Annotated in this window: 15 protein-coding genes and 1 riboswitch; of the genes, 9 read left to right on the forward strand and 6 right to left on the reverse strand. The window is 61.5% G+C overall.

The annotated features are described in order from the left end of the window. Positions 1 to 5: 5 nt before the first annotated feature. Positions 6 to 671, reverse strand: a complete 666-nt coding sequence (locus KUG85_RS05960) for a flavodoxin family protein (RefSeq protein WP_141686051.1) — start codon at positions 669 to 671, stop codon at positions 6 to 8. A gap of 65 nt (positions 672 to 736) precedes the next feature. Beyond that, a complete protein-coding gene (locus KUG85_RS05965; RefSeq protein ID WP_065817401.1) occupies positions 737 to 1381 on the reverse strand; it encodes a TetR/AcrR family transcriptional regulator in 645 nt (214 codons plus the stop codon). Between the two features lie 104 nt (positions 1382 to 1485). Between KUG85_RS05965 and KUG85_RS05970 the strand changes: the two genes are divergently transcribed. After that, complete coding sequence (locus KUG85_RS05970; RefSeq protein WP_065817400.1) at positions 1486 to 1791, forward strand: YciI family protein; 306 nt, start codon at positions 1486 to 1488, stop codon at positions 1789 to 1791. 99 nt (positions 1792 to 1890) lie between these two features. On the opposite strand, the gene KUG85_RS05975 is transcribed toward KUG85_RS05970, so the two are convergent. Further along, the gene (locus KUG85_RS05975) at positions 1891 to 2358 is read right to left on the reverse strand and encodes a winged helix-turn-helix transcriptional regulator (RefSeq protein WP_223004542.1); all 468 of its coding nucleotides are present in this window, start codon (positions 2356 to 2358) and stop codon (positions 1891 to 1893) included. Between the two features lie 242 nt (positions 2359 to 2600). Here KUG85_RS05975 and KUG85_RS05980 point away from each other — a divergent pair, with 242 nt between their 5' ends. The 3 genes from KUG85_RS05980 (at position 2601) to KUG85_RS05990 (ending at position 5701) form a co-directional block, all read left to right on the forward strand. Further along, positions 2601 to 3458 carry an alpha/beta fold hydrolase gene (locus KUG85_RS05980; RefSeq protein WP_223004543.1) on the forward strand — a complete coding sequence of 286 codons (858 nt, stop codon included), beginning with the start codon at positions 2601 to 2603 and terminating at the stop codon, positions 3456 to 3458. Between the two features lie 145 nt (positions 3459 to 3603). Next, on the forward strand, positions 3604 to 4917 hold the full coding sequence (locus KUG85_RS05985; RefSeq protein WP_223004544.1) for an MFS transporter: 1314 nt from the start codon (positions 3604 to 3606) through the stop codon (positions 4915 to 4917). Between the two features lie 325 nt (positions 4918 to 5242). Then, positions 5243 to 5701, forward strand: coding sequence for a helix-turn-helix transcriptional regulator (locus KUG85_RS05990; RefSeq protein WP_223004545.1), 459 nt, complete (start codon positions 5243 to 5245; stop codon positions 5699 to 5701). Here KUG85_RS05990 and KUG85_RS05995 read toward each other — a convergent pair. The 3 genes from KUG85_RS05995 to KUG85_RS06005 are packed head-to-tail and all read right to left on the reverse strand — an operon-like array spanning position 5652 to position 8508. Further along, a complete protein-coding gene (locus KUG85_RS05995; protein WP_065817394.1) occupies positions 5652 to 6932 on the reverse strand; it encodes a TRAP transporter large permease in 1281 nt (426 codons plus the stop codon). The genes KUG85_RS05990 and KUG85_RS05995 overlap by 50 nt on opposite strands. A 6-nt stretch (positions 6933 to 6938) precedes the next feature. After that, on the reverse strand, positions 6939 to 7466 hold the full coding sequence (locus KUG85_RS06000; RefSeq protein ID WP_223004546.1) for a TRAP transporter small permease: 528 nt from the start codon (positions 7464 to 7466) through the stop codon (positions 6939 to 6941). 58 nt (positions 7467 to 7524) lie between these two features. Beyond that, positions 7525 to 8508, reverse strand: a complete 984-nt coding sequence (locus KUG85_RS06005) for a sialic acid TRAP transporter substrate-binding protein SiaP (protein ID WP_065817392.1) — start codon at positions 8506 to 8508, stop codon at positions 7525 to 7527. Between the two features lie 943 nt (positions 8509 to 9451). Then, positions 9452 to 9648: riboswitch (cobalamin riboswitch) on the forward strand. 197 nt (positions 9649 to 9845) lie between these two features. On the opposite strand from KUG85_RS06005, the gene KUG85_RS06010 reads away from it, so the two are divergent. The 5 genes from KUG85_RS06010 to KUG85_RS06030 all read left to right on the forward strand — a co-directional run bounded on the left by KUG85_RS06010 (position 9846) and on the right by KUG85_RS06030 (position 15341). Continuing rightward, positions 9846 to 10865 carry an LLM class flavin-dependent oxidoreductase gene (locus tag KUG85_RS06010; RefSeq protein WP_223004547.1) on the forward strand — a complete coding sequence of 340 codons (1020 nt, stop codon included), beginning with the start codon at positions 9846 to 9848 and terminating at the stop codon, positions 10863 to 10865. Positions 10866 to 10918: 53 nt separating this feature from the next. Further along, on the forward strand, positions 10919 to 11851 hold the full coding sequence (locus KUG85_RS06015; RefSeq protein WP_255606275.1) for an ABC transporter substrate-binding protein: 933 nt from the start codon (positions 10919 to 10921) through the stop codon (positions 11849 to 11851). A 21-nt stretch (positions 11852 to 11872) separates the two neighbouring features. Next, on the forward strand, positions 11873 to 13042 hold the full coding sequence (locus KUG85_RS06020; RefSeq protein ID WP_223004549.1) for a FecCD family ABC transporter permease: 1170 nt from the start codon (positions 11873 to 11875) through the stop codon (positions 13040 to 13042). Continuing rightward, a complete protein-coding gene (locus KUG85_RS06025) occupies positions 13039 to 13881 on the forward strand; it encodes an ABC transporter ATP-binding protein (protein ID WP_223004550.1) in 843 nt (280 codons plus the stop codon). Before KUG85_RS06020 ends, KUG85_RS06025 begins: the two co-directional genes overlap by 4 nt. 140 nt (positions 13882 to 14021) lie before the next feature. Next, positions 14022 to 15341 (forward strand): O-antigen ligase family protein, encoded by a 1320-nt coding sequence (locus tag KUG85_RS06030; protein WP_223004551.1) that lies wholly within the window; start codon positions 14022 to 14024, stop codon positions 15339 to 15341. Positions 15342 to 15574: the final 233 nt, after the last annotated feature.

Consider the following 15574-nt stretch of genomic DNA (forward strand, 5'->3'; position numbering starts at 1 on the left):
GGAACTTATCCGCCCGTGGCGGCAGGCGCAGCTTCGCGCCCGAGCGCAAATTGCAGTGTGGTGGTCGCAACACGTCTCCCGAGATGCCGCGCGGTTGCCAGGTCCGACTCGGGCGGCGCCAGATCCGGCCCCTGATCGACATTAGACTGCGCCGCGGCGCCAAGCCAGAAACCGAGCCTGTTCAGATCCGTCTCCGAGCCCGTAGAGGAGCAGTTCGCCGGCGGCAGGTCGAGGCTCACCCAGTGCATGCCATGCTGCGCCGCAAACAGCGCCATCTGCAGGAGCGTCGAGAGCTTGTCGCCCGACCGGGATCCGGAATTGGTGAAGCCGGCGGCGATCTTGTCTTTCCAGAGATATCCCTGGGCCATGATGGCGTTGGAACTTGCCTCCTGGAACGCCTTGAAAGACGCCGAGCCGGCGCCGACATAGGTCGGAGCTCCGAAAATGATCGCCTGCACGGCGCATAAGTCTTCCCACCGCTGCTGCGCTTCGTCGGTCGTCAGCAACAGGGCTTCGGCGCCGTGCACGTCATCGACACCGGCCCTGACTGCCTGGGCTTGTCGTGCGGTATGGCCGTAGCCCGAATGATAGACGATGGCGATCACGGCGGCTCGCGGTCTCGCGGTGACTTTAACGGGTCTGGCTTCGCCCGCTGTTCCTGCGGTGTACATCTTCGGCTCCCTCCAGAGTGCTATGAAGGAGATGACAGGGCTGCCCGGCGGATTGTGACATCCGCTTATACTTCCTCGTGCGGCTGTCGCCGGCCCGGATAGCCGGTTGGCGCGACGCGGGCGGGCCGGCTCCAGATATTCGTAGCCGCGGCATGGGCGGCGTCAAGAACCTCCTCGGCGATCGCGGTTTCGGGAATGGCGCGGGCAAGGATCATCCCGCCGACACACAGCGCTGTCAGAGACAGGGCCTGCGATCGCCGCTCGGTCGGGTCTCCCTCGAGATTCATCTCGAACAGCCAGGTCATCGCTTCCACGAGATGCCGGTAGCTGTCGCGCACACGCGGGCCGGCATTGGCGACGTCGGTTGCGTAGGCAATCAGCGGGCATTGCCCATCACGGTCTGCGAGATGGCGCCGGGAAAGGTAGGCGTCTACCATGCGCTGCGCCATCACCAGCTGGCATGCGGTCGGATCGACCTTTTCCTCCTCACGCCATCTTGCACCGCGGCCCTCGAGGAAGCCGATCATCGCATCGGCGAAAAGCTCTTCCTTGCTGGAGAAATGCGCATAGAATCCCCCGCGTGTCAGGTTGGCCGCGGCCATGATCTGATCGATGGTGACCCGATCATAGCCGTGCCGATTGAACAGCACGCGCGCCGCCTCGAGAATGCGTTCCCGTGTCTTCGCCTTGTGGTCTTTCGGGTATGGCATGGTTGCTCCTCCCTGAGGCGGCACGATAGCAGACCTCAAAATATGTCCTTGAACATATTTTGAGGTGACGCATTCTGCCCCTGTTGCAACCAAGGAGGATCCTTATGCCAAGGTTCATTCTCGCATTTCGTGGTGGCATGCCCAAGAGCCCTGAAGAAGGGCAGAAGATGATGACAGACTGGAATGGCTGGATGGACGGTCTCGGCTCCAGTCTGGTCGACAAGGGTGCCGGCTTCGGCAAGTCGCGTTTCCTGACCGGTCAGGACCGGGAGGAAAAGGCCGGAGATCCGCTGTCGGGATACTCGGTGGTCGAGGCGTCCGACATCGATGCGGCACTCGACATGGCGCGCAGGAACCCGATCTTTGCGCTCGGCGGCACGATTGAGGTTGCCGAGTGCTTGCAGATGTAGATTTCCCGTCGCTTCTGCGTCTCAATGAAAAGTAGAGGCGCTCCAGTTCTGCCTTTCGTGTTCCATGGGTCTGCAGCGGGGCGCGCCACCAGCCTCGCTTCAGCCTTTCTCCCCCTCCGGAGGCGGCGCGCGCTTTACAACGGTATCTTCCGGTTCCAGCAGACGCCCGTCTTGCGAGCGCAGTTCAAGCCGCCTGACCGGCTGGCCGGTTTCACGGTCGAGCAGGGTCACATGGCTTTCGTCCGGCTGGAAAAAATGATCCTCCCCCCACTGCCGGAGGGCCACCAGCAACGGGAAGAGGCCGCGACCTTTCTCCGTCAGCACATATTCCTGATAGGCACTGCCGTCTGAGGCTGGAATCGTATCAAGAATGCCGTGATTCACGAGGTTTTTCAGCCGCGCCGAAAGGATGTTCTTGGCAAGGCCGAGGCTCTTCTGAAATTCGCCGAACCGCTTCAGCCCGTCAAACGCATCGCGGATGATGAGCAGAGACCACCAGTCACCGATTGCATCCAGAGGCCGGGCCACCGGGCAATCTGCGTCCTTGTGACTGGTTCGTTTGACCATGCTGCTTTCTCCCTGCCGGCAGGAGCGCCGGTGCGCTCACACAGCAGTCAGTTTACGGATCAATGATAGTGGTTGCAACATGAAACCTTATCTGATATCGACATGTGGTTTTAAAATGAAACCACATGATGCGGTCGGATTTGCGGGACTGAGGAGCGGGGAGCGATCCCGCTCGAAAGCACCCGGCGCCCGCCGTGACCCCGGCGAAACCCACGCATCCGTTCCATGCAGAGGAGACAGTGATGACGCACTACCGCACCATCGACATCGACGGGCGCAGGATTTTCTACAGGGAGGCGGGAAACCGCGATCTACCCACATTGCTTCTCCTGCACGGCTTTCCGGCGTCGTCGTTCATGTTCCGCGAACTGATCTACCAGCTCTCCGACCGGTTTCATGTCCTCGCGCCTGACTATCCGGGCTTCGGCTACAGCGATGCGCCATCGAACGCTGAGTTCTCCTACACCTTCGACCGGCTGGCCGACACGGTCGACCGGTTTGTCGATGAACTCGGGGTCGGGAGATATGCGTTGTACATGCAGGACTTCGGCGGGCCGGTCGGCTTCCGCGTTGCCGTGCGACGTCCGGAGAAGGTGAGCTTCCTCATCGTCCAGAACGCCAACGCCTATGACGAAGGCCTGCCCGACAGCTTCTGGTCGCCCGTCCGCGCTCTTTGGGAGGACCCGTCGCCGGAGAATTTCAGCAAGATCCGCGAGGCGGGGATTTCCGAAGAGGCGCTGGAATGGAACTACACGCACGGTGTGCGGGACATAACAAGGATCAGCCCGGACAGCTGGGTGCTTCAGGCGGCCCTCGTCAACAGGCCCGGCAACAAGGAGATCATGCTTGATCTGCTTTACGACTATCGAACGAACCCGGGCCTTTATCCCGAATGGCAGGCCTATTTCCGAAAGCATCAGCCACCGACGCTGATTGTCTGGGGACAGAACGACGTCATTTTCCCGCCCTCCGGGGCACACCCCTATCGCCGGGACCTGGAGACGGTCGACTTTAATCTTCTGGACACGGGTCACTTTGCCCTCGAGGAGCAGTCTGACGTGATCGCCGGACATATCAGGCGGTTCGCAGCAACGCTCTGAGCGCGATCCCGCATTCTGAACATCGGCCATTGTCCGCGCCTGCCATTCTGCCGGCGCGGTCCTCGTCCCTGCACGGTTCAACTGCATTTGCAGTCACGGCGGCAGGAGAACTCGATTCCAGCGCGCAACCTCCTTCGAGGCGAACATGAGTCTGAACAATACGACATCACATCGGGCGTTCTGCAGTCAGGCGGACCCGTCGGTCCTATGCGGGAATTCGCAGGATCAGGAAGGTGAAACAGACCGAAGCCACACCGGGGCGGCATCTGCAACTGGCAGGGTTGCAGCGGCCCGGTCGCTGTCGCGGGCCGTCGCGCTGCTGTTTTCCATCGCCTGCGGGCTGGCAGTCGCCAATGTCTACTACGCCCAGCCGCTGCTTGACGTGATTGCCGAGGAATTCGCCATAAGCCGCGCGTCCATAGGAATCGTGATTACCGTCACGCAGATCGGCTATGGCCTTGGCCTGCTGCTGGTGGTTCCGCTTGGTGACCTGCTGGATCGCCGCCGCCTGGTGCTTGGACAGTCGCTTCTGTCGGTGTTGGCGCTGCTCGCCGTGGCTTTCGCGCCAAGCGGCGCAATTCTGCTGGGCGCCATCTCCGCGGTTGGTGTTCTGGCTGTTGTGACACAGGTGTTGGTCGCCTATGCGGCGCTCCTCGCCGACCCGGCGGAGCGTGGTCGGGTCGTCGGCATCGTCACCAGCGGAATCATTCTCGGTATCCTGCTCGCGCGCACCGTGTCCGGCACATTGTCGGACCTTTTCGGCTGGCGCTCGGTCTACGCCGTGTCGGCCGTCGCAACGTTGATCGTCGCCGGCTTGCTGTTCAGGACCTTGCCTCGCCAGGCGAAGCCCGAGGTGCATATATCCTATCCGCGCCTGATCGGCTCGGTGTTCCTGCTGTTCGTGCAGGAACCCGTGCTGCGAATCCGCGCGGTTCTCGCCTTGCTCATCTTCGCGGCGGTCACCGTTCTCCTGACCCCCATGGTGCTGCCTCTTGCCGCGCCGCCCTTCTCGCTCTCCCACACGCAGATCGGCCTGTTCGGGCTGGCCGGTGCTGCGGGGGCGCTGGGCGCATCGCGCGCCGGGCGCCTGTCAGATCGCGGACTGGCCCAGCGGACGACAGGGATCGGTCTGGCGGTCATGCTCGTTTCCTGGTTGCCGATCGCCCTGCTTCCCTATTCGTTGTGGGCCCTGGTGATGGGCGTCGTCGCGATAGACTATGGACTGCAATCGGTGCACGTCGCCAACCAGAGTCTGGTTTATCGGGTCCGCCCGGAGGCCCAGAGCCGTCTCACAGCCGGTTACATGATTTTCTATTCGATTGGCTCGGCCACCGGATCGATCACATCGACGCTTGCCTACGCGCAGGCCGGATGGAATGGCGTTTGCCTGCTTGGAGCGTCCATCTGCGCTGTGGCGCTGGTCTTCTGGATATCGACCCGGCATTTGACGCCCGGCTGAATTGCCGCTCAGGGTATGGACCTGACCTTACTTCACACCCGTATGCGTCGAGCTTTCCGGGAGCGAGCGGGGGCTGTGGCCTGCCTTGCTGATGGTGCAGGTCCCCAACCTGATGATCAAAAGGCTGATCCCCGAAAATTGCCCATCACGGACGAGGAGATCCAGTACTGTCTGGAGGGCATGCCGTCCATGCGCTTCATCGAGTGGATCCGCGCACGCGTCTTGCTCTTGCCAGTGTGGATTTGAACGGTGTTTTGCGCAACAGGCTGCCGTTGACACCGCAATGGCGGTTCTTTGTGTCATACGGGCAAGTTTGTATCGCGAAATGCAGCATCTGCCCGGCGACGCGGCCATGCAATACGCCGGGCATCTGCGGGATCTGGCGCTCATTGCACTTGGCGGCAGGGACGAGGGACAGGAAATCGCGAAAGGGCGCGGTGCGCGCGCGGCGCGTCTGGCTGCGCTCAAGCGTGACATCGCTGCGCACTTTGCCGATTCCGAACTCACGCTCGACATGCTGGCGCAGCGGCACAACATCTCCCCGTCCTATATCCGGGCGTTGTTCGGTGATGAGGGCACGGCATTTTCCGACTATGTGCGTGCACAAAGGCTGCAAAAGGCCTGGGCCATGATCGCTGCACCGGACATGGCCCAACTGCTGATCAGCACCATCGCCTTCCGGCGATGGCCTTTCTCATCAGCTCCATTGCCGTGCACCCGCAGGGAAGGCTGCGTCAGCCGCCATAGAGAAGCTGCGGAAGCCAGAGCACAAGCTGCGGGATGAACGTCAGCAGAAGCAGAACGGCAAGGAGCGGCACCAGGAACGGCAGCGTGGCCCTGACGCATTGTTCGAACGGCACCCGGGAAACCCGTGACAGGACGAACAGCACCATCCCGACGGGTGGTGTCAACAGGCCCAGCATCAGGTTGAGGATCACGATAATGCCCAGGTGAACGGGATCGATGCCAAACTGCGCGGCAACCGGCATGAGAACCGGAACCAGAATGGAAATCGCTGCGATCGTCTCCATGAACAGGCCGACGATCAGGACCACGACCATGATCAGGAGCAGAACCATCGCCCTGCTGTCCGTAAAGGACAGCACAAATTCGGCGAAATGCGTCGCCACCTGATTGGCGGTGAGGATCCACGCAAACACCGACGCCGCCCCGACAATCATCATGATTGCCGCTGTCGTCTCGATGGTTTCGAGTGAAATGACGGCGAGCTTCCTGGGTGTCAGTGTGCGATAGACGATAATGCCGAGAAAAAGCGCATAGGCCGCGGCGGCGATCGCCGCTTCGGTGGGCGTGAACGCACCCGATACGATGCCCCCGACAATGATGACGGGCGTCATGAGCGGAAGGAACGCTGCCTTGAACCGGCTCGCAATCGTGTCCAGCCGGAAAGCCACGTCGCGCGGATAATTCCTCCTGCGTGATTTCCACCAGACCATGGCGGAAAGCGACACTGCCATCAGCAGGCCCGGAACAATGCCGGCGACGAAAAGCTGCCCGATGGAAACGGACGCCATGACGCCGAAAATCACCAGTGGCAGGGATGGCGGGATGATCGGCCCGATGGTCGACGATGCAGCCGTGACACCGACGCTGAAGTCGTCGTCATAGCCGGCCTCGCGCATCGCCTTGATCTCGATCGCGCCCAGCCCGCCGGCATCGGCCACGGCCGCACCGGACATGCCTGCAAAGATGATGCTTGCGCCGATGTTCACATGTCCCAGGCCGCCATGCATCCATCCGACAATGGCGCGCGCGAAACCGAATATGCGGGCGGTGATCCCGGCGGAATTCATCAATGCGCCGGCGAATATGAAAAAGGGTATGGCCAGCAGGGGAAAACTGTCCATTCCGTTGACCATGTTGTGCATCAACACCACGGGTGGAAGACCCGAATGGAGGATGTACGCGAAGGATGAGAGCGCCAGAGAAAACGCGATGGGAACTCTGAGCAGCATCAGGACGAACAGGGAAACGAAGAGAATAGTCAGGCCCATCTGCCGTCAGCTCCGTATCATCTGTCTCACGCGCAGCATGAGCTGCATGGCCGCCACAACTGCGTTGAGGCCGGCCAGAGCCATCACGGCTGCGTGGAGGTAGTATTTCGGGAAAGGAAGCGACACCATTCGCTGGAACGATGTCCGCTGGATCAGCTCCCAGGCGGACCAGAGAAGAATCGTGAACAGCACCACGGTGCAGAGCAGCGAAAACACATGCACGAGGCCGAGTTTGCGCCCGTAATATTTGTCGACGAATTCCAGCACGATATGGCTTCCGGTGATCTGGCAGCGAACCGCACCGGCAAACGCCAGTATGACCAGCAGATAGCGCGCGGCCTCCTCGGTCCAGCTTATCGAGTCGTTGAGGACGTATCGCGTGAAAAACTGAACAAAAACAACAAGAAATAAAGCAAGAAAGATTGCGAGAAGCGCGTAGTCCGCCAAGCTTATCTTAAAGCCTGCGAAATGCGCTTCGTCCTCTGCGGAAATCGCGTCGAAGTCGATTTCCGGCACCATGGTGTTCTGCGCCATCAGCGCGTCCTCCCGTTGCGCAAATGGGCCCGGCAAATGCCGGACCCACAGGCCGATGTCATTCCTGAATGGCTTGAAGGCGTTCGAAGATCGCGGCATCCCACGGCACATCCTCGCCCGTCAGATGCGGCGCGACGGCTTCCATGAATGGCTTGCGATCCACTTCGTTCACGGTCACTCCCTGGGCGCGGAACCAGTCAGCCAGCTCTCCCTCCGAGGCGACGATCTCATCCGATGTCTGCGTTGCCACGGTGGCGAGCGCTTCCAGCAGGGCCGTGCTGTCGTCACCCATTTTGTTCATCGTCACAGGCGATACGACCGTCGCCAGCGAGTTTGTGATGTGCCCGGTCAGATTGATGTTCGACTGGACCTCGTAGAACTTCTTGAACTGGATCGTCGGAAGCGGATTTTCCTGCGCGTCGACCACACCCTGCTGCAAGGCGAGATACACCTCGGCGAAGGCCATCGGGGTGGGGTTTGCGCCTGTGGCGCGTGGGAACATCTGATAGGCTGGAGCGTTGGGCGTCCGAATTTTCAGACCCTCCATATCCTTTGGCGAAAGGATCGGCTTGTTGGCGGTCACATGGCGCGCACCGTAATAGGTCATGGCCGCGACCGTATTGCCGGAAACCTTGTTATACGCCTCACTCATCTCATCGAAGAGGTCGGAATTCACATAGGCCTTCCAGTGTTCATAAGAACGCATGGTGAAGGGGTAGTCGGAAATGCTTATGGGGCCGTAGGATTGCCCGAGAAAGGCAACGCCCGTGTAGATCACATCCACCGTTCCCAGTGAAAGCGCTTCGTTGAGGGCTGCTTCCTTCCCGAGCTGCGATGCGGGGAAAACCTCCATTTTGTAGCGGCCCCCGGTTGCTTCCTCGAGAAGCTCGGCCGCGCGAAGCGCCGCCGCATGGTAGGGGGTGGATGCCTCGTAGACGTGACCGAACTTCAGGACGTCCTGGGCGAAGGTGGCCGTTGCACTGGCGGCGATGGCCACAGCGGCTCCGATGGAGAGCGCGCGAAGTCTGGATAGTTTCAACATGGTTCCTCCCAAAAGAAATGTGCAGCTTCTCCCGGTGTAGCTGCATCAGGCACCTGTTATTGCCCCGCTGCCTCCGTTTGAAGGAAGCGGAGCACTCCCGTCCTCCCACCCCTCATCGCGGGGGAGAACCAGGGCGTTTACGGAGCCATGACGGCTCCGTTTTCGGCGATGCGAAGATCGACGAAATGCTCATGCAGATGATCGGCACGTACGAATACGCCGGCAGCCCTCCTTGCTGGACACGGCGATAGAGCTGATGATCGGCATGTGTTGAATATCATCACAAAGCCCCACACCTCCTGCGTGAGGCCACGATGGCAGCCTGTTTGCTGACGCCACTGGCATAGTGGGCCTGGCATCGTTTGAGCTGGCGATGCTGATGATGGCGCCCCAACGCGTCTGAAGGCGCCCGGTCAAAGCACCGACCGCCTCGACTGCTGCGACGCAGAGCCTGTGGTTACAGGCTGCAGGCAGGTCAGGGCGCACGGAAATCCGGCATTCTGCCTGCAATTTGTCGCTCGATCAGAGCTGCCCATTAAACGAGACGTGTCCACCCGACTGCACCCCCCGAGGTGAGCAGCCATTCGACCGGCGTGCTCAATGTTTATATATGAAGCATACATTCATTTATAAATCAAACACTAGATCGCCGTGCGTTCATCCGGACGCACAAAGGACGATCTAAATTCTTGATGGAGCATCGGAATAAACCGAAAACCGGATGCCACTTTTCGGTCCGATGCTTTAGCTCCGCCATCGGTTGCCTTCCGCCGGGATATGCCAAGGCGATGCAGCGGAAGGCCTGGATTTTCGCCTATGGATGGCGGACTTCGGACCGAAGGCGGCCACAGGACTGGCAGGGCGTTCGAGCCGGCTCGGTCGTGCCGATGATTTTGTCATGGAACCCGGCTGTGGTGTGTTGCGTGGCGAACGCTTCGCCGCTAGGGTCGCTCCCGCATGCGGTTCCGCATCCTGCGGATGAAAAGGGAACCCGGTGCGATCTCCTGGCGGGATCAATTCCGGGGCTGCCCTCGCAACTGTAAGCGGCAAGTTCTTTCCAATGCCACTGGCCAGGGCCGGGAAGGCGGAGCGAACGTCCGAGCCGCGAGCCAGGAGACCTGCCTCATGCATCGACCATGAACGCCGGACGAGGTGCGCCGGCAGGAGGATCAGAATGCATGCAGGCGCGGCCTTGCCGGCGACAAGACGATTTAACGGGCTTGATCGTCTTCGATATGTTATATCATTTCAAATGAGTCGTTTCCGTCTTTTTCCATCGGTTGCTGCAGGTGGCCCGAATGCGCGTTGATCTGGCTGGATTCGCGCGGGAGGGGGCATTGGGCGATCACGCTGCACTCATGCGCCTCGTCGAACGCGCCGATGCGCTTGGCTTTGGCGGCATCTGGTTCAACGAGTTTCACTTCGCCCGGGAGGCGCTGCCCTATCCGTCGACGCTGTTGCTCGGCGCAGAAATCCTGGCGCGTACGGAGCGGCTGCGCTTCGGCACGTCGATCCTCGTCCTGCCGCTCTATCACCCGCTCATGCTGGCCGAGCAGATCGCACAGCTTGATTTTCAGAGCGGCGGTCGGGTCGATGTGGGCATCGGACGTGGCACGGAGCCCGCGACTTTCGCTGCGCTGGAGATTCCGCGTGACGATGCGCACCGCCGCTTCTGCGAAGCGCTCAGGATCATGATCGATGCGTGGAGAAAACCGCATTGCTCTGCCGCTGCCGGACCCTGGAAATTCGCCAATGTCGCCGTCGGACCGCCTCCGGTTCAGAAACCGCATCCGCCCGTCTACGTGGCTGGCGTCTCAGAAGAAACCGTCGACATCGCCGCGCGAAACGGGTTTCCGCTGCTGCTAAGTCTCGAGCCGAACGAGGCGCGGCAATTGCCCGTGTTTCACGCCGCACTTGAACGGCATGGCGCGTCACGGGCATCGCTCAAGGCCTCGTCGCTCTCCCGTTATGTGGTGATTGCGCCGACCCGGGCTGAAGCTGACGAGCGGGTCGACACGCTTCTCGATAGACTGAACACGCGCCGTGCCGAACGCGCGCTGGCACGCGGGATGACGCCGCCAGAGCCGCGCAGCCGCGCTTCGATGATGGCTGATTTCACCATCGCGGGCACACCCGAGGATTGCCATGCACAACTGTGTGCGCTTTCGGCGCGCACGGGTTCCAGCAGCATACGCTGCCTGTTCAGCGCCAATGGCTTGATCGCCAACGATGTGGCTCTCAGGGGCATGGAGCTCTTCGCTGCCGAGGTGCTCCCGGCTCTCGACAGGCAGGCCTCTTCTCCAACCTCATCTGAAAACGCCGGGAATGAGCCGGCTTTGCAAGGAGTGAATTCATGATGCGTTATGGCGGTCTCCGCGCTTTTGCGGTCGCGGGTCTATTGGTGGCTTCGATGCCTGCTTTCGCAGATGGAGCGGGCTTTCCCTATACGGATGAGAACTGCGGTGTCACCACCACCTATGAGGCACCGCCGGCAAGGGCCGTGACGCTCAGCAACAACGCAACGGAGATGATGCTGGCGCTGGGGCTGGAAGACCGCATGGCGGGCACCTCCTATATGGCGAACCTCCAGATCAGCCCGCAATATGAGGAAGCGTATAACGGGGTTCCGGTGCTTTCGCCGCTTGTCGCCACCACCGAGCAGCTTATCGAGGTGGAGGCCGATTTTGTCTATGCCGGCTATCCGGACGGGTTCAGCGAAAGTCGTCACACGCGCGACCAGTTGCATGATCTGGGCATGAAGACGCGGCTCAACACCGAAGGCTGCAATCTCGGTAAATTCGGCTTCGATGAACTCTACGCCGAAATCCGCTCTGTATCTGCCATCTTTGGCGTGCGCGAGCGCGGCGAAGCACTGATCGCCGACATTGAAAAACGGCTCGCTGCAGTGGAAGAGGATCTCAAAGGCGCGGACGCCATACCGGTGTTCATCTTCAACGGCGGAGAATCCGCCCCACGCGCCGTTCTTGGCAACACCATGCTGTCGCATGTGGTGTCGCGGGCCGGTGGCGAAAACATCTTTGGCGATGTCGCAAACCGCTATGGTCAGGTGTCCTGGGAGCAGATTGCCGAGCGTATGCCTGAATACATCGTCGTCTATTATTCCGGCACCGCCGGCGGCCAGGTGGTCGGAGACCCCGCCGGCGAGCTGGGCCAGGGGCGGATCGAGATATTGAAGGCGAACCCGACCATCAGGGACGTGCCGGGCATTGTCGGTGAAAGGTTTGTGACGATCGATTCCGTCTGGGGCCAGCCGGGGCCGAGCTCCATCGATGCGGTGGAGAAACTGGCTCGCGCTTTCCATCCCGCGCGGATGGGCGAATAACAGGCGAGCGGAACTCACAAGATGCATGCTCCCGCCCCGAGGAAGGACGATCCAGACAGCCACGAAGCGCTGCTTGCCGTGCTCCAGTCAGCACCGCCTGCGCGAGGCGCGGCTCTTCGCCCTGTTGCTTCCGCCCGCGCGGCGAGCGGCGGGTCGCCGGGCTATGCGCTGGTCATTCTCCTGATGGTGGGGCTGCTCCTGGGCATGGCCATTGCGGGACTGATGTTCGGCTCGGTGCATATACCCGGTGGAACGGCGGTCGCCATTCTCGCCAATCTGGTGGCCGGCGACGGGTTGGTGGAGCCTGACTGGCGCGCGGTCTATGAGACCATTGTCGTCCAGACGCGCATGCCGCGTGTCGTGCTCGCCGCCCTTGTCGGCGCGAGCCTGGGGGTAACCGGCATGACAATCCAGTCCATCGTCCGCAATCCACTGGCAGGCCCGAGCATCCTCGGCGTTTCCTCCGGTGCGGCAACGGGCGCCGTGGTGGTGATGCGCTGGGGGCTTCTTGGTCTCGGCGTGTTCACGTTGCACATCTCGGCCTTTCTCGGCGGACTGGTAACACTCTTCGCAGTGTTCTGGGTTGCGCGGACGGGCGGGCACATGACACCGACGCGACTTGTGCTTGCCGGTGTGGCGATGAGCGCGATCCTGAGCGCGCTCACAAGCCTGATTGTGCTCACATCGCCCGATCCGCAGCTCGCCTCTCGGGTCCTGTTCTGGACATTGGGCGGCTTCGGCACCGCGCAGTGGAAGCTCATTCCCATTCCGCTCGTCGCCCTTGCGCTTGGGCTTGGCGTAATGCTGGTGCAGGCCCGCCGTCTGAACCTCCTGATGGCGGGAGACGAGAGCGCGGTGGCGCTCGGGCTCAACGTCCAGCGTTTCCGTCAGAGCATGTTTGTACTGGCAGCCGCGCTCACCGGCATCACCGTGGCGGTGAGCGGCGTGATCGGGTTTGTCGGTCTCATCATGCCGCACATCGTGCGGTTTCTCGTCGGAGCGGATCATCGTCGCGCACTGCCGGCGGTGGCGCTTCTCGGTGCGAGCTTCACCATTGGCGCCGATCTTGTCGCCCGCACAGTGATCGCGCCGCTGGAGCTGCCCGTCGGCATCGTCACGGCGCTCGTGGGCGGCCCGTTCTTCATCTGGCTTCTGCGGCGCGATGCGCGCGCACTTGGGGGTGCGCGATGAGTGTTCGGCCCGGCACGCTCGATCTGCGTTCGGTCACCGTGCGCACCGGCGCAAAGACGCTGGTCGACAACGTGTCGATCAGCGTTTCGGAAGGTGAGATGGTCGGCCTTCTTGGGCCGAACGGCGCAGGCAAATCGAGCCTGTTGCGAACCATCTACCGCATAAACCGGCCGGCATCGGGCACGGTGCTCGTGAACGGTGAAGATGCGTGGCGGCAGCCCACGGAATGGGTGGCGCGCAATGTGGGTGCGGTGCTTCAGGATATGCCGGCGGAGTTTCCCCTGACGGTGCGCGACGTGGTCGCCATGGGTCGCTCGGCGCACAAGAAGCTTCTCGAGCCTGACACGCCACACGATCACACGCTGATTGCGGCGGCAATCGCGCTTCTTGGGCTGGCGCCGCTTCAGGATCGCGCTTTCCGAACGCTTTCCGGCGGGGAGCGGCAGCGCGTTCTCGTTGCGCGCGCGCTGGTGCAGCAGCCGCGTCTTCTGGTGCTTGATGAGCCGACGAACCATCTCGACATCCACCATCAGCTTCAGCTCCTGCGCTTCATGCGCGGCCTTGAAATCACGGTGGTGGCCGCACTTCACGACCTGAATCTCGCTGCCATGTTCTGCGACCGGCTCTGTGTGCTTGATCATGGCCGTCTGGTGGCTGTGGGAACCCCCGAAACGGTTCTGACGCCGGAGCTGCTCCGGCGTGTCTACCGTATCGATGCAACGATCGCCCGGCATCCCGAAACCGGAACCGTCTGGGTGATGCCATCGGCCGCGCCGCCCATCGGCCAGCCGGCGCGCGCAGCGGAGACCGCAGAACAGGCATCGGGTCCACCGTTATAATTAACGCGGTCTTAAGCGAGGGGGCGCTTTATAAACTGAGTGCAACAGGTTTCGGCCCCAATGGTGAGCAACGCGAACTTTCCCGGATTTGATGGACGTAGCGCGCAGGCACTGCCGCCCGGCCGGGTGCGCGTGATGCGATGAGCAGTCTTGCCCAACAGCGCTGGTCGGGGTCGTCATTCGTTGCCCGCATGGCTGCTACCGGACAGCCCTCCACCGCCATTGCGGCGGCGCTGTTCACGGTTCTGATGATTTCCTTCCGCCCCTTTCAGCCTGCCGGACCACAGGTGACCGGCAGCGGCGGCGACATCGTCAACCAGCTCGGCTTCGGTGCGCTTGGGGCGATTGCCGTGGCTTCGCTTCTGATGCTGGTTGACCGGCGCGTCCTTGTCTCGCTGTTCAGCCCATGGTGGATTCTTCTCCTGGGGTTTGTGGCTGTCGCCACGCTCAACACGCCGGTACCGAGCGACACGATGCGCACGGTGGCCTTCTCGGTCATCGGCATCGTTACGGTGGCTGCGATTCTGACCCTGCCGCGCGATGCGGACGCGTTTTCGCGGGTGCTGGTCTGCGCCGGCTTTGTGATCCTCGGACTGTCCTATTTCGGCGTGATTGCCATGCGCGATGTCGCGGTCCATCAGGCCTTTGATGTGGAGTCCCAGCACGCCGGTCTCTGGCGCGGCGTCTTCACGCACAAGAACATCGCCGGACCGGTGATGGCCGGACTGGCCTTCGCCGGCCTTTATCTGTGGCGCCGGGGTTGGCGCTGGTCCGGCGCAACGATGGCCATCCTGGCGATGATCTTCGTCTTCCATACCGGCTCCAAGACAACCACTGCCACGGTGCCGCTTGCCGGCATGCTGATCGCGTTGCCTGGCATTTTCGGCTTGCGGTTTCTGGTTCCGGTGCTGGTGATTACTGCCGTCGGTGCGCTGGCCGTTGCCACCCTCGGCATCGTCTTTATCGGCCCGGTGAAGGAACTGGCAGCGACGCTTGCGCCCGATCTCACCTATACGGGGCGCACGCCGGTCTGGGACTTTGCCGGAGACATGATCGCCCAGAGACCGTTTTTCGGATATGGCTTCGACAATTTCTGGCTGACGGAGTTCGTGTTCACCTCCGACCAGCCTTTCGACCGTCCGTGGGACATTCGCGGCATTGTGCACGGCCACAATGGATATATCGACATTGCACTCGGCATGGGGCTTCCGGCGCTTGCCGTCGCCATCACCACCTTTCTGCTGGTGCCGCTGCGCGACTACATGCGCACGCCGCTCTATCGGGAAAATGTCTTTCTGGCCGATTTCTTCATGATGGTGGTCACGTTCTGCGTGTTCAACGCATTCCTCGAGAGCTTCTTCTTTCGTCGGACGGACCCTGTCTGGATGTTTTTCGTGATGGGCGTGCTTGGCATGCGGCTTGTTGCGCGCTTCAGGGTGCCGGGCCAGGCGCTGCGCTGACGAAGCAAACCGACATTCAGGTGTCATGGCGCCTGCCGTAGGCTCTGCCTGGGGCGTGCACCGCGCTGCGTATCGCAGGCCTGCAGCATAACGGCGCACCAACGGCCGCAGACTTGCCTTCCGTGATGCATGGACGTACATGAATTTCAGTAATTTCTGAAATTATAGCAATTCCAGGAAGTTTGGAGACCTGGTTTCCGTCCGGAGTTGCGCAAGAACAATAGGTTAGAGTG

It is taken from the genome of Nitratireductor rhodophyticola (genome assembly GCF_019891355.1).
GTDB classification, from domain to species: Bacteria; Pseudomonadota; Alphaproteobacteria; order Rhizobiales; family Rhizobiaceae; genus Nitratireductor; species Nitratireductor rhodophyticola.

Bases quoted from the DNA above. Each gene is read 5' to 3' on its own strand.
- KUG85_RS06000 (WP_223004546.1), bottom strand. From the start codon at position 7,466: ATGGCGCAGAACACCATGGTGCCGGAAATCGACTTCGACGCGATTTCC.
- KUG85_RS05965 (WP_065817401.1), bottom strand. From the start codon at position 1,381: ATGCCATACCCGAAAGACCACAAGGCGAAGACACGGGAACGCATTCTC.
- KUG85_RS05975 (WP_223004542.1), bottom strand. From the start codon at position 2,358: ATGGTCAAACGAACCAGTCACAAGGACGCAGATTGCCCGGTGGCCCGG.
- KUG85_RS06025 (WP_223004550.1), top strand. From the start codon at position 13,039: ATGAGTGTTCGGCCCGGCACGCTCGATCTGCGTTCGGTCACCGTGCGC.
- KUG85_RS05960 (WP_141686051.1), bottom strand. From the start codon at position 671: ATGTACACCGCAGGAACAGCGGGCGAAGCCAGACCCGTTAAAGTCACC.
- KUG85_RS06030 (WP_223004551.1), top strand. From the start codon at position 14,022: ATGAGCAGTCTTGCCCAACAGCGCTGGTCGGGGTCGTCATTCGTTGCC.
- KUG85_RS05980 (WP_223004543.1), top strand. From the start codon at position 2,601: ATGACGCACTACCGCACCATCGACATCGACGGGCGCAGGATTTTCTAC.
- KUG85_RS06015 (WP_255606275.1), top strand. From the start codon at position 10,919: ATGCCTGCTTTCGCAGATGGAGCGGGCTTTCCCTATACGGATGAGAAC.
- KUG85_RS05970 (WP_065817400.1), top strand. From the start codon at position 1,486: ATGCCAAGGTTCATTCTCGCATTTCGTGGTGGCATGCCCAAGAGCCCT.
- KUG85_RS05990 (WP_223004545.1), top strand. From the start codon at position 5,243: ATGCAGCATCTGCCCGGCGACGCGGCCATGCAATACGCCGGGCATCTG.
- KUG85_RS06020 (WP_223004549.1), top strand. From the start codon at position 11,873: ATGCATGCTCCCGCCCCGAGGAAGGACGATCCAGACAGCCACGAAGCG.
- KUG85_RS05995 (WP_065817394.1), bottom strand. From the start codon at position 6,932: ATGGGCCTGACTATTCTCTTCGTTTCCCTGTTCGTCCTGATGCTGCTC.
- KUG85_RS05985 (WP_223004544.1), top strand. From the start codon at position 3,604: ATGAGTCTGAACAATACGACATCACATCGGGCGTTCTGCAGTCAGGCG.
- KUG85_RS06005 (WP_065817392.1), bottom strand. From the start codon at position 8,508: ATGTTGAAACTATCCAGACTTCGCGCGCTCTCCATCGGAGCCGCTGTG.